This window comes from Acinetobacter chinensis (assembly GCF_002165375.2).
Lineage (GTDB): Bacteria > Pseudomonadota > Gammaproteobacteria > Pseudomonadales > Moraxellaceae > Acinetobacter > Acinetobacter chinensis.
Window position 1 is genome coordinate 1,560,610 of sequence record NZ_CP032134.1, and the last position, 12,675, is coordinate 1,573,284.

The window sequence follows — 12,675 nt, forward strand, 5'->3', positions numbered from 1 at the left end:
TCAGGACTGATGATGCTGTCGGTACTGTGTTGGCGTCAGTGTGGTCTGTTTTTTAAATGTCTGGCTGAATGCAGTTTCGGATGAGTATCCTACCTTATGTGCAATCTGCTGAATGGACAGCTGTCCCTGACGCAGCATCTGTGAAGCCAAGCGCAGCCGATGCTGCTGTAAGTAGGCAAGTGGTGTTTCACCAATAATCTGGCTGAATAAACCTGCAAATTTTGAGCGTGACATACAGCATTGTTCTGCCAAACTTTCAACCGTCCAGGCTTTTTCAGGCTGACCATGAATGGCAGCCAGTGCACTGGAAAGCTCAGGGTGTGTCAGCGCATTCAGCCAGTTACCGGCATCATTCAGCTGAGTAATAAAATCCCGGACACACTGAATCATTAAAATACTGACCAGATGGTCGAGGATTTTATCTCTGCCAGGGCGGATCTGATGGGCTTCAATGGCAAGAAAATGTAATCCTGTCTGGAGCCACTCGGGGGCAGAGCTGCCTGTAATATGATGTATGTGCATAAAGGCAGGCAATGCATTAAATAATGGACGTGCCATGATTGAGTCGATATGCCCACGCACCGCAATAATAAAACAGTTGTTTTCCTTGAGATCAGTATTTCCAAGTTCGATGGTTTTATGTCGTTTTTCATCAAATAAGGTTGAAATGTCTGTGGCTTCAAGCAACGTTTTTTCCTGGTCTGAACAGCCATAGTGAGACTGTCCTGAAGGAATCAGCACCAGATCACCAGCTTCAATCAGACGCTTCTGTCCATCATCCAGCTGTAAATGTATTTTTCCCTGGAGTACGATATAGGCTGCAATAGCACCCTGTTCCTGGTAACGGAAAGCCCAGTCACCGGACAGGTTTAAATAAATATATTCAGACTTATTCAGATGTATATCTTCAAAAATTTTACTCAGGGCATCCATAGTGCAAATCTTGTGTCTATTCCGTATTTGAGCATGCGTAAAATTATGACCTTTGTAAATATGTGTTTTCAGGACAATTTCTGTCTAATGAAGACAAAGACTTCTGCATAGGATTTCTGGACGATTACAACTGTTATCACATGCCCTAATCGTCAAATATATAAAAATGAAATGAATAGGGATGATAATAAAATGAATGCCCCAGTAAAAATGGATCAGCAATCTCTTTTGGCAGCACCTGTAAAATCAGGGTTGGCACTTGATAAAAAACGTTATTTATGGGCAATCAGCCCATCATTACCAGTTATCGGTATTGGAATTCTGGCAGGTTATCAGTTTGCACCCAAGCAATTAAAAAAAGTATTTGCGCTGGGTGGTCCAATTGTACTGCACGTTATTATTCCTGCGATAGATACAGTGATAGGTAAAGACTCGAACAACCCTACAGCTGAAGATGTTCGACTGCTTGAACAGGATCCGTATTATGCGCGGCTGGTGAAAACCTTTATTCCTTTGCAGTACGTTGCCAATGTTTATGCCTGCTGGCTTGTGAGCCGTGAAAATACCTCTTTGCTGGATAAGATACTGTTGGGTATTTCCATGGGAGCGATCAATGGTATCGCGATCAATACCGCACATGAACTCAGTCATAAATCAGAACGGATGGATCATATTCTGTCGCATCTGGCACTGGTACCATCGGGATATAATCATTTCCGGATCGAACATCCATACGGGCATCATAAGCGTGCAGCGACACCTGAAGATCCTGCATCCTCAAAAATGGGTGAAACTTTTTATGAGTTTTTACCCCGTACAGTGATTGGTTCCTTTAAATCTGCGATTGAAATTGAAACCCGTAGATTAAAACGTAAAGGGCTTTCGTTCTGGTCTAAGGACAATGAGCTGCTGCAAGGGTGGGGAATGACGGCCGCTTTTCATGGCAGTATGCTGAAACTGTTTGGAAAAGGTATTTTGCCTTATCAGCTTGCACAGTCTTTTTACAGTATCGGTTTATTTGAAATCATCAATTATATTGAACACTATGGACTGCTGCGTCAGCAGGATGAAAATGGAAAATACGAACGGACGATGCCTGAACACAGCTGGAACAATAATAATATTGTGACCAATCTGTTCCTGTATCAGTTACAGCGCCATTCAGACCATCACGCATACCCGACACGCCCATTTCAGGCACTCAGACATTTTGATGAAGCGCCTGAACTGCCAAGTGGTTATGCCAGCATGCTGCTGCCGGCTCTGATTCCGTCTTTGTGGTTTAAGATGATGGATAAGCGTGTGTTTGATCATTATAAAGGTGATCTGAACAAGGCAAATATTTTTCCAAAACGCCGTGCCCGTATTTTTAAAAAATTTGGCGTGGTGGATAAACTTTTAAATATTGCCAAAGACTGATTTTTTAAAGTAAAAAGCCCTGATATTCAGGGCTTTTTGATTTTATTGTTCAAATAATCATAAGATTTTCATCAGTACGCTACGGTAAAGCGCTCTTTAATGAACTGTCCTTTTTCAAGTTCATCAATCAGGGCGACTGCAAGGTCAGGTGCTGAAATGGCACCAGGTTGATCACCATCCATTAATGGAAAATCTGTACCCAGTCGGTACTGTCCTGTCCGGGTACCTGGGTGATGGATGGAAAATGCAATAGGTGGGCTGATCATGGTCCAGTTCAGGTCGTGTTCCTGTTTAAGTTCATCCAGCAGAACTCTTGCACCATTTGCACCGTTATAAATTTCTTTTGGAAAACTCGGTGAATCAATCAACTGTTCACCCGGTGCAATATACAGACTGCCTGCACCGCCAACAATCAGTAAGCGTTTAACGTCTGCGGCTTTAGCAGCATTCAGAATATTGTGTGAACCCTGCATAAAATCGTTGAAAATATTCGGATTGTCCCAGCCTGGGTTATAAGCACTGATAACCGCATCCACATCTTCAAATGCCTGTTCAAGCTGCTTTTTATTCAGCACGTCTGCGACTGTGGGCTGAATATTTTCAGTTACTGCAATACGACCTTCCTGACGGACAATGGCTTTTACCTGATAGTTACGTTTGACCAGTTCCTCAAGCAGTGCTGAGCCTGCATATCCTGTCCCGCCAATCAGTGCAATTTTCATTAGTTACCTCACTGTATTCAGATTCATTCTTTCGATGGAAAAATAGTATTTGATTACAGTATTTAAAAATAGTAGGGTTTTAAGACAATCATTTTGAAGCTGTAGTTTAAGATGGATCATTACAAACGTATGGCAATTTTTGCCAAAGTTGTTGAACTGGGGTCAATGAGTGCAGCAGGACGATTGCTGAATATGTCTCCTTCAGCTGTCAGTCAACAGATCCGTTTTCTTGAGCAGCACAGCGGAATTACACTGCTGCACCGTTCAACCCGAAAGCTGTCCTTAACTGAACTGGGAGAGCGTTATTATCGTTATTGTCAGGATTTATGTGCAGCCGCAGAGCAGGCGCAAAGCCTGCTTGAATCTGAAATTGAACTGCCTGTAGGTGAGCTTCGACTTGCTGTTCCTGTCGGGGTTGCGCGTTATCTTTCTGATGGACTGGGAGCATGGGCAAAGCAGTTTCCAGACCTGAGTCTGAGCCTGAACGTGGATGATGAGCATATCGACCTGATCGAGCAGCGTATAGATCTGGCAATCCGCGTTGGAGAAATGCCTGATTCCAGTTTTATTGCTTCCAAAATCTCTGAAATGCAGATGGGGCTGTATGTTTCACCAGAATGGCTGAAAGCCAATGCAGAACCTGAGAGTCCTGAAGATTTACAGCAGTCTGAATGGTTAAATCTGTTGAATGGACACTTAGGAACAGGTCTGAAACATTTCTGGAATATGAACACACTTGAAAGCAGGAAAATTGAGACCAGGTCAAAATTCAGTATCAATAATATTCTGATCTTACAGCAGATGTGTGAACAGGGTTATGGCGTATGTGCGCTCAGTACATTTGAAGCTCATGATGCAGTAAGGAAGCAGAAACTGGTCAGAATTTTACCGGACTGGCATGTTGGACAGCTGAATATCTGGGCTGTCACCCCTCAGCGAAACTCAAAATCTGCAAAAGTCAGACAAGCGATTCAACTGATTCAGAATTGTCTGAATGCTGCTGTAAACTGAGAATGGGCAGGTCTGTCTGGAGTATTTATAAGATTTTTTCCATCCAGATTTCACAGGCATGACTGTGACCGGTATTGCCTTTAGGTGCTTTCAGATGTTGAAAGCCCAGTTTTTCGTACAGTTTGACGGCTTGCCATAAAGTTGCTGTGGTTTCTAGATAGCAGGATTTAAAACCATGCTGTCGTGCAAAATCAAAAGCATTTTCCAGTATCTTCTGAGCAAAGCCATTGCCTCTGATTTCAGGTAGAAAATACATTTTCTGAATTTCAAGTATGGATTCTGCACCCTGTAAAGGAGAGAGTCCGCCACCGCCGTAAACTGTTCCGTATTCATCAGAAATTACCCAGTAAATGGCATTTGCCTGGTGGTAAACACTGTACAGCTTGTCCACAACAGGGTCTGCAACGGCAAAACCTGATTCAGCTGCCAGTCCAAACTCATGGGAAACTTGACGGATAATGGATGCCAATGCGGGATTATCCTGTGACTGAATGGGGCGAAGCTGATACATGTATTTAAAATTAAAAAAGAAAGATGGACTTTTATAATATGAAAAATCATATAAATCCATCTTTCTTCAGTATTTAAAACATCATTCAGTGATCTTTCGGAGGTGTATCTGAAAGATCGCAAAAGGGTTATTTCAGCTCACTGGATGATTTACCCAGTTCACGACGGGCAATAATCAGTTGCTGAATCTGCTGTGTTCCTTCAAAAATATCCAGGATTTTGGAATCACGTGCCCATTTTTCAAGTAATTCATCTTCGTTGTAACCAACACTTGCCGCAAGTTCAACGCACTTCAGTGTAATGTCATTACAAATTCGACCTGCTTTGGCTTTGGCAATCGATGCCTCTTTTGAGTTTGGCTTACGGTTATCTGCCATCCATGTTGCGCGTAAGGTCAGTAAACGGGCTGCTTCCCATTCTGCTTCCATACGGTAAATCTGAGCTGCAATATTGGACGTCTGTAAATATGGCGTGCTGTAATCAGGATCAAGTTCATCTTTAAAGATTTCCTTGATGCGCTCAAGAGATGCTTTAGCGCAACCGACAGCCATAGCAGCAACAAGCGGGCGGGTGTTATCAAAGGTCTCCATCACACCTGCAAAGCCTTTAGCAACATCAATTTCGGCATTACCCAGCAGATTCGCGGCTGGAACACGGCAGTCTATAAAGCTGATCGCAGCTGTGTCAGATGCTTTAATTCCCAGTTTATGTTCAAGTCGTTCGACCTTCATGCCTGGCGTACCTTTCGGAACAACGAAAGATTTAATCGCAGCACGTCCCACTTTTTTGTCCAGTGTTGCCCAGACGACAACAGAATCTGCACGTTCGCCAGACGTCACAAAAATCTTTTCACCATTTAAGATATAGTCATCGCCATCTTTGGTTGCAGTTGTACGGATTGCTGCGGAGTCTGAGCCACAGCCTGGTTCTGTGATCGCCATTGCTGCCCAGGTGCCTTTAAAGCGTTCCAGCTGTTCGTCATTTGCAACGGCTGCAATAGCAGAGTTCCCGAGTCCCTGACGTGGCATGGACAGCAGTAAACCTGTGTCTCCGTAGCACATTTCAATGACACCAAGCGCCGTGGACATGTTTACGCCATTTTTATTGCTTGTATCAGTATCACCACGTTTATTTACGGCTGCTCCCGCATTCAGACCATCACCACCATCATTCATACCATCCAGCAGGGAAGCCAGCATATCCAGTTCTTTTGGGTAGGCATGTTCAGCTTTGTCGTATTTACGGGAAATCGGGCGTAATACATTCAGTGCAGTTTCGTGAGCCTGATCGACCAGCATTCTGAATTTTTTAGGATTCTGTAAATTCATGATTAATATTCCTTATTTATTCTTTGATGGTCAGGCATGTAATGCAGAATGCATGACAGCTGTTGCACGTAAATCACGATACCAGCGTTCTGCAGGATGTTCTTTGGTAAAACCGTGCCCACCCAGAATCTGAACCCCGTCTGTACCGATTTTCATTGATTTTTCAGCACAAAGCAGGCGTGCGAGATATGCTTCACGGTGGAATGGTTTTCCTGCTTCAGCCAGGCTTGCAGCATTTAAAATCAGCATATGCATGGCATCAATTTCAATGGACATATCTGCAATCATGAACGCAACACTCTGACGGTGTGAAATAGGTTCACCAAATGCGGTACGTTCATTGGCATATTTTACACAGTACTCTTTAACAGCCTGGCAGGTTCCAACGGCCAGTGCACACCACATCAGGTTTCCAAGATCAAGGAAAGCAGAGTAGTTAAAGTCATCATCACCCAGCAGAACAGCAGGTGTGTCTTTGAACATCAGATTGACTGTTTCAGCTGCTTTTAGACCCATTGCCGGAGTTTTGCGGGCAGTGATGGATTCATCACGTTTGACCACAAATACCTGAGGCTGTCCGTTCAGTTCAGCTGAAACCAGCAGCAGATCGGCAGTAGCACCTAATAAAACCAGTGTTTTTTCACCATTGAGCAGATAGTGATTTCCTGTGCTGATGGCTTTGGTTTTCAGCTTATAAGGGTTAAAGGCGGCTGTATTTTCCTGCACAGCAAAAGTCGCAAGAATATCCGTATCTTCTGCAAATACAGGAAGGAATGTAGACTGAACCTGTTCAGAACCCCACTGTGTAATGGCATTGATGACGCTGAACGTTGAAAGAAGCCCTGCAGATAGACTGAAATCACCTTTCGCCAGAGTCTCAGCAATTAAAATATTACTGATAATGTTTTTTTCTGATGCAACCCCACCCAGAGCTTCGGGCAAAGCATAGAAGTTCAGTCCCAGGTCAGTGCTGTGCTGCCATAACTCCACAGGAAAAGACTCATCATGATCGGCCTGATGTGCCAGTGGATACAGCACCTCAGATGCAAACTGACTCATGGCATCGACGGTCATCTGCTGTTCTTCAGTCAGACTGAGGTCAAACAGTGACTTTTCCTGATTTGGTAAACGTTGTTTTTTGACGCCTGTATCTGATTTAAATACTTTCTGAGTTTTACTCAGTGTTTTAAATCCAGCTTTTGACCCCTGATACAGTGACTTTTCAACCAGTTTTCTTAATTTGAACTGATCCAGAAGATCGCTTCCTGCAATTTTTGTAATAAAAGACAGCCCAAGTCCTTGAGCCTTGTTTACCATATTGGACATTTTTATTTCCCGCGAATGGAGTTTTGTGTTTTTATGCTGACATGCCTGAAACAGAAAAACTATGTCGGAAATGACATGCTGGATTGTCGGTGATGAATGGTATTCTGCGAGGTTTATTTTTAATTAATATATTGTTATTTATTGAATTATTTTTTTGAAAAAAAATCGGTTTTAATGTGGAATTGACTGAGATGACATTTGCCATCTCAGCCTGACTGAATTAAATGAAAACTTTAATCATGTTGCGGACATTGGTTTTTGCATCTATCACTGTCATAAATGTATATGCACCAATAAACTTGCGGCTGATGAACATAAATTCTTTAGGCGGCACACTGAAATAGCGTGAAGCCATGGATTTTGAAGCCTGTTGCATCACTCTGCTGTGTAACTGACTTTTTTTCCAGTCATAGCGGTTTTCATTGTCCATCACACCTTCAGGAAGCTCTTTATTGTTTTCAGGGCTGCTGAATGCTTCAGTTGCCAATAAAAACACTTTCGCCATATCGGGTTTAATGCTTTGCGGAATTGAATCAAAGAAATCATAACCGGTCATGGCACTGACCATAGACTGTGGATCATGATAGTAACCTGCTTTAATCAGGTTGCGGGCAACCGTCAGCAGATGCTCATCAAACTGACGGATGGCACCGAAGTCGAGCAGAATAATTTTGTCTTTAATATCATTGCCATTGCCCAGTCGAACCAGGTAGTTACCAAAGTTCGGGTCAGTCTGCATTTCACCCCATTCAAAAAGCTCACGGACTGCAATTTCAAGTGATGCCTCACCCAGTGCATTACGGCGTTCCTGAGGTAGAGACAGCATGACAGGGCTGTTAATCGGTACACCACGTTCAAAGGTCATGCACAGCACCTGATCAGTGCAGTATTCATCAATGATCTGCGGGACTGCATAACGGCTGTCATTACGCAGACGCTCTGCAAAACGGCGGGTGGTTGCAGCCTCTATGCCATAATCCACTTCGCGGTGCATCATTTCACGGACTTCATCAAACCACTGATCAAACTCACGGGTCTGCGGAACCATACGTGTCAGTTTCAGCATGTTGCGGAACAGACTCATATCGGAATCAATGGCAGCAGCCACACCGGGATACTGAATTTTGAGAACCAGTTCCATGCCGTCAGATTTGCGTGTTGCGCGGTGAACCTGTGCCAGCGATGCCGTTCCGAGAGGTTCATGATCAATGGTCAGATCATCGAGTTTCGATCCCAGCTGACTGACAAGTTGCTGTTTAATTGCAGGCCATGCAAGTGCAACAGTCTGATTGTTCAGCGTGTTCAGCGCATCTGTAATTTCTTTGGGTAGAAAATGCTCACCATACAGTGCCATCATCTGACCAATTTTTACAATTGAGCCTTTCAGTTTGCCTATTTCGGCAACCAGATAGTCTGCCTGTTCCTTCATCGCTTTCTTACGTTTTTTTTCTTTTTCTTCTTCACTGGAAAAGATTGAACCCGCACTTGATGCAGCCCAGCGGGTACCTGCTAACAGGGACGCCTTAGCAATGGATAAACGGCGGTCCATTGAGGAGGTTTTGAGCTGTTTAAGCTTATCGTTCTGATCTGACATGAAGGGAAATCCTTGAAAGCGCGATGAGGACTGAAAATTAATTGTAACGGATATTACAGGTTCCTACCGTATTAAAACAGTTCAACTTATCGAAATATCAGTGTATTTAAGGTCAGTAAAAAGACTGGCGTTGTTCGCTGTACATTTACATGCGGAACTGAATTTTAAGTTCCTGTCTGTTCATCAGGTTCTGTCTGTTGTCCTGAATGAAGTTCGTGATCATATGCTGGACAGCTGGATTTTTAAAACCCAGTGCATAACCTTTCACAATAATGATACTGGGAAGATTGAAAAAAAAGTAACGGGCATCCTCCTGAGAGGGACTTTGAAATATGCCATGTTCGATCAGGGTGTGCTGGAAAAACTGTTTTTCATCAATAACTGCAGGGGAAGTATTGTCATTCCAGTAATTCTGCCGAATAGCAAGCAGATTGTTGTGTTTATAGCTCATAAAAATGAATCATTAACAGGTCGATGAATATATAGTGATCTTTATCTCATAAATCAAGCCTGAATTGTATAGAACATGAATAGTTAAGCAATTGCATGAACATCTGCTGATATGATGAGCCGTTTTGAATATAGGGGAATAATCATGAAAAAATGGCTCCTTGCGGGTTCGGTGACAGTTTTATCAGCCATAACACAGACTCATGCAGAAACCTGTACATTCAGTGGTTTTAAAAACCATCAGTCCTGCGCAATTGAGGAAAAATATGTAAATGGCGCTAAACAGGTCAATATTGAGACAGATCAGACACAGGTCACAGTAAAATTTGAATCCTGTGAAAATGAACTTTCAGAAAAACTGTGTGACACAGCTCAGGTGAGTATCAATCATGGGAAGATTCTGAAAGCAAAATCTTATCTGAGAGATGCCGTGTCGGGTAAAATAATCGCAGATGAGCAGTGGCATCCAACTGCATTTGAGTGTGTGCGAACATTAAACAGATCCAGTGAAGTCTGCTGGAATCTATTGTAAAAAGCACATATTTTTAATTATTGGTCTGAATTTATATTGATTTTTCAGAGCCTGACGATTTAAATACTGACGGACAATAATAATCTTTTTTTTGATTATGATTCAGTTGCTCATGTTGCTTGCAAAACAGCACTGGTGTGTTGATTGATCGGGTGGAGTTTAAGTATGGCCTGCACTCAGACAGTCTGTCTGCATCTGTTCATGTAAAAAATTAATCAGCTGTAATTTAATGAAGGCAAGGGGAAGCCATGAAAATTTTAATGCCAGTGATCGTGGTGTGTTGTGTGTTTGGAGCAGGTTCTGCATCTGCAAAAGGTTTTTCCAAAGAATATACACGTTGTCTGAATACCTCTTATGGTAATAATGCAACAGTCAAAAAATGCGCTGAGAAAGAATACAAAGAGCAGGAAAAAAGACTGAAGGAAACTTTTAAAAACTATTTAGGTAACAGTGGCAGTAACCAGCAGAACATCATGGTGCAGCATAAGTTGTGGGAAAACAGAGTTCAGCAGCAATGTTATTTCAAAAGTTCTTATGAGTTTGCTGAAGTTCAGAAACTCAAATGTGTACTGGCAATGACAGTAAATCAGGCTGATTATTATCAGACAAAATTTATAACAGCCAAATAATTGGTTTCAATGTGACAGGCACGTTATAAAAACTGTCAAAACAAGGTATCATAAGGCGTTTAAAAATTTACCCTGGAGACGCCTTAAGTGGATCGACCGACTATAAGCCCTGAACATTTACAGGAAGCCGCTGAAAATTTAACAACCATTCGTGACTTTATCCGTTTCGGTGTTACAGCTCTACGTCAATACGATGCACATCTGGGTCAGGGTACTGAAGATTATTTTGCAGAAAGTTCTGCACTGGTGTTACAGACCATGTCTCTTGAATGGAAAGCAGATGCTGAAATTCTGGATGCAAAACTGTTACCAAGTGAAAAAGCTGAGTTCCTTGCGTTACTCGAACGTCGTATCAATGAAAAAGTTCCGACATCTTATCTGCTGAATCTGGCTTACTTCTGTGACAAACCTTATTATGTGGACGAACGTGTTCTGATTCCGCGTTCACCTGTCGCAGAACTGATTAATCTGCGTTTTGCGCCATATTGTCTGGATGAAAATGGTGAAGCCCGCGAAGGTCTGAATAATTTACCTGAAAATGCTCAGCCTAAAACGCCACAGCGTATTCTGGATATGTGTACAGGCTCTGGCTGTATTGCCATTGCACTGGCTTATGCTTTCCCTGATGCTGAAGTGGATGCAACTGATATTTCAAAAGAAGCGCTGGAAGTGGCTTCCATCAATGCTGAACATCATAATAAACAGTATCAGGTGGCATTGCTTGAGTCGGATCTGTTTACAAAAGTTCCTGCTGAAAATCAGTACGATTTAATCGTATCCAATCCACCGTACGTAGATGCTGAAGACATGGCAGACCTGCCAGAAGAATTCCACCACGAACCTGAGCTTGCACTGGCAGCGGGTCAGGATGGTCTGGATCTGGTACGTAAAATGCTGGCTCAGGCGGCAGACTATCTGACAGAAGATGGTCTGATTGTGATTGAAGTGGGCAACTCAGAATGGGCTATGCGTCAGAATTTCAATACGGTTGATTTTTACTGGTTACAGTTCCAGAAAGGTGGTTCAGGTATTTTTGCCCTGACTGCTGAACAGTGTCGTAAATACCGTGAATTATTTATTCAGTCAGTTAAATCATAAGGAGTCGTGAACATGGCAGGTAACAGCATAGGACAGCTTTTCCGGGTCACGACTTGTGGTGAATCTCATGGTGCAGGTTTAATGGCAATTGTGGATGGTGTTCCGCCAGGGCTTGAACTGTGTGCTGAAGATTTACAGAAAGATCTGGACCGTCGTAAACCTGGAACATCGAAATTTGCCACTCAGCGCAAAGAGCCTGATGAAGTGGAAATCATCTCAGGTGTGTTTGAGGGTAAAACGACCGGTACATCCATTGGTTTGCTCATTCGCAATACTGACCAGAAATCTAAAGATTATGGCAACATTGCTCAGACTTTCCGTCCAGGTCATGCAGACTATACTTATACACAGAAATACGGTTTCCGTGATTATCGTGGTGGTGGTCGTTCAAGTGCCCGTGAAACTGCTATGCGTGTTGCAGCTGGTGCAATCGCCAAGAAATATCTGGCAGAAAAGTTTGGTATCGACATTCGTGGTCATGTCACTCAGATCGGTACTGAAGTAGCTGAAAAGTTAGACTGGAATGAAGTGTCAAACAACCCATTTTTCTGTGGTGATGCTGATGCAGTACCACGTTTTGAAGCCCTTGTGACTTCACTGCGTGAACAGGGTACAAGTTGTGGTGCGAAGCTGGAAATTCTGGCAGAAAAAGTACCGGTAGGTTGGGGTGAACCTGTCTTTGACCGTCTGGATGCGGATATTGCGCATGCCATGATGTCCATCAACGCCGTGAAAGGTGTGGAAATTGGTGATGGCTTTGCGGTTGCAGAACAGTTTGGTCATGAAACACGTGATGAACTCAGCACGGATGGTTTCCTTGCCAATCATGCAGGTGGGATTCTGGGCGGTATTTCCAGTGGTCAGACGATTCGTGTCGCGATTGCTCTTAAACCGACAGCATCTATCACTACGCCAGGAAAAACCATCAGTATTGAACGTGAAAATACGGATGTACTGACCAAAGGTCGTCATGATCCTTGTGTCGGTGTTCGTGCAACACCTATTGCAGAAGCAATGCTGGCGATTGTCCTGATGGATCACTTCATGCGTCATCGTGCGCAGAATGCAGATGTGGTTGCTCCATTTGCACCAATTGAGCCGAAATAAGCCATGCTTTAACAGT

General features: G+C 43.1%; 13 protein-coding genes. 6 read left to right on the forward strand and 7 right to left on the reverse strand.

The annotated features are described in order from the left end of the window. The gene (locus tag CDG60_RS08190; protein ID WP_087511639.1) at nt 1–933 is read right to left on the reverse strand and encodes an AraC family transcriptional regulator; all 933 of its coding nucleotides are present in this window, start codon (nt 931–933) and stop codon (nt 1–3) included. 192 nt (nt 934–1,125) lie between these two features. On the opposite strand from CDG60_RS08190, the gene CDG60_RS08195 reads away from it, so the two are divergent. Continuing rightward, nucleotides 1,126–2,352: an alkane 1-monooxygenase gene (locus tag CDG60_RS08195; protein ID WP_087511640.1), complete on the forward strand. Its 1,227-nt coding sequence runs from the start codon at nt 1,126–1,128 to the stop codon at nt 2,350–2,352. Nucleotides 2,353–2,423: 71 nt separating this feature from the next. Here the strand turns inward: CDG60_RS08195 and CDG60_RS08200 are convergent, their stop codons facing one another. Then, nucleotides 2,424–3,074 carry an NAD(P)-dependent oxidoreductase gene (locus CDG60_RS08200; protein ID WP_087511641.1) on the reverse strand — a complete coding sequence of 217 codons (651 nt, stop codon included), beginning with the start codon at nt 3,072–3,074 and terminating at the stop codon, nt 2,424–2,426. 111 nt (nt 3,075–3,185) lie between these two features. Between CDG60_RS08200 and CDG60_RS08205 the strand changes: the two genes are divergently transcribed. After that, the gene (locus CDG60_RS08205; protein WP_087511642.1) at nt 3,186–4,085 is read left to right on the forward strand and encodes a LysR family transcriptional regulator; all 900 of its coding nucleotides are present in this window, start codon (nt 3,186–3,188) and stop codon (nt 4,083–4,085) included. 25 nt (nt 4,086–4,110) lie between these two features. On the opposite strand, the gene CDG60_RS08210 is transcribed toward CDG60_RS08205, so the two are convergent. The 5 genes from CDG60_RS08210 to CDG60_RS08230 form a co-directional block, all read right to left on the reverse strand. After that, nucleotides 4,111–4,596 (reverse strand): GNAT family N-acetyltransferase, encoded by a 486-nt coding sequence (locus CDG60_RS08210; protein WP_087511728.1) that lies wholly within the window; start codon nt 4,594–4,596, stop codon nt 4,111–4,113. A gap of 127 nt (nt 4,597–4,723) precedes the next feature. Beyond that, nucleotides 4,724–5,923 (reverse strand): acyl-CoA dehydrogenase family protein, encoded by a 1,200-nt coding sequence (locus CDG60_RS08215; protein ID WP_087511643.1) that lies wholly within the window; start codon nt 5,921–5,923, stop codon nt 4,724–4,726. A gap of 30 nt (nt 5,924–5,953) precedes the next feature. Further along, on the reverse strand, nt 5,954–7,249 hold the full coding sequence (locus tag CDG60_RS08220; protein ID WP_087511644.1) for an acyl-CoA dehydrogenase family protein: 1,296 nt from the start codon (nt 7,247–7,249) through the stop codon (nt 5,954–5,956). Between the two features lie 220 nt (nt 7,250–7,469). Further along, entirely contained in the window at nt 7,470–8,843 is a 1,374-nt protein-coding gene (locus tag CDG60_RS08225) for an ABC1 kinase family protein (RefSeq protein WP_087511645.1), read from the reverse strand. Between the two features lie 145 nt (nt 8,844–8,988). After that, nucleotides 8,989–9,294, reverse strand: a complete 306-nt coding sequence (locus CDG60_RS08230; RefSeq protein ID WP_087511646.1) for a hypothetical protein — start codon at nt 9,292–9,294, stop codon at nt 8,989–8,991. Between the two features lie 144 nt (nt 9,295–9,438). On the opposite strand from CDG60_RS08230, the gene CDG60_RS08235 reads away from it, so the two are divergent. From CDG60_RS08235 to aroC, 4 genes are all read left to right on the forward strand, one after another. Further along, nucleotides 9,439–9,825, forward strand: a complete 387-nt coding sequence (locus CDG60_RS08235) for a hypothetical protein (protein WP_087511647.1) — start codon at nt 9,439–9,441, stop codon at nt 9,823–9,825. Nucleotides 9,826–10,073: 248 nt separating this feature from the next. Beyond that, nucleotides 10,074–10,454, forward strand: a complete 381-nt coding sequence (locus CDG60_RS08240; protein WP_087511648.1) for a lysozyme inhibitor LprI family protein — start codon at nt 10,074–10,076, stop codon at nt 10,452–10,454. A gap of 87 nt (nt 10,455–10,541) precedes the next feature. Then, on the forward strand, nt 10,542–11,552 hold the full coding sequence (gene prmB / locus CDG60_RS08245) for a 50S ribosomal protein L3 N(5)-glutamine methyltransferase (protein WP_087511649.1): 1,011 nt from the start codon (nt 10,542–10,544) through the stop codon (nt 11,550–11,552). Between the two features lie 12 nt (nt 11,553–11,564). Further along, entirely contained in the window at nt 11,565–12,659 is a 1,095-nt protein-coding gene (gene aroC, locus CDG60_RS08250) for a chorismate synthase (protein ID WP_087511650.1), read from the forward strand. Nucleotides 12,660–12,675 lie beyond the last annotated feature (16 nt).

Coding starts and splice junctions, on each gene's coding strand:
- CDG60_RS08235 (WP_087511647.1), top strand. CDS start 9,439: ATGAAAAAATGGCTCCTTGCGGGTTCGGTGACAGTTTTATCAGCCATA.
- CDG60_RS08240 (WP_087511648.1), top strand. CDS start 10,074: ATGAAAATTTTAATGCCAGTGATCGTGGTGTGTTGTGTGTTTGGAGCA.
- aroC (WP_087511650.1), top strand. CDS start 11,565: ATGGCAGGTAACAGCATAGGACAGCTTTTCCGGGTCACGACTTGTGGT.
- CDG60_RS08215 (WP_087511643.1), bottom strand. CDS start 5,923: ATGAATTTACAGAATCCTAAAAAATTCAGAATGCTGGTCGATCAGGCT.
- CDG60_RS08195 (WP_087511640.1), top strand. CDS start 1,126: ATGAATGCCCCAGTAAAAATGGATCAGCAATCTCTTTTGGCAGCACCT.
- CDG60_RS08220 (WP_087511644.1), bottom strand. CDS start 7,249: ATGTCCAATATGGTAAACAAGGCTCAAGGACTTGGGCTGTCTTTTATT.
- CDG60_RS08230 (WP_087511646.1), bottom strand. CDS start 9,294: ATGAGCTATAAACACAACAATCTGCTTGCTATTCGGCAGAATTACTGG.
- CDG60_RS08190 (WP_087511639.1), bottom strand. CDS start 933: ATGGATGCCCTGAGTAAAATTTTTGAAGATATACATCTGAATAAGTCT.
- CDG60_RS08210 (WP_087511728.1), bottom strand. CDS start 4,596: ATGTATCAGCTTCGCCCCATTCAGTCACAGGATAATCCCGCATTGGCA.
- CDG60_RS08200 (WP_087511641.1), bottom strand. CDS start 3,074: ATGAAAATTGCACTGATTGGCGGGACAGGATATGCAGGCTCAGCACTG.
- CDG60_RS08225 (WP_087511645.1), bottom strand. CDS start 8,843: ATGTCAGATCAGAACGATAAGCTTAAACAGCTCAAAACCTCCTCAATG.
- CDG60_RS08205 (WP_087511642.1), top strand. CDS start 3,186: ATGGATCATTACAAACGTATGGCAATTTTTGCCAAAGTTGTTGAACTG.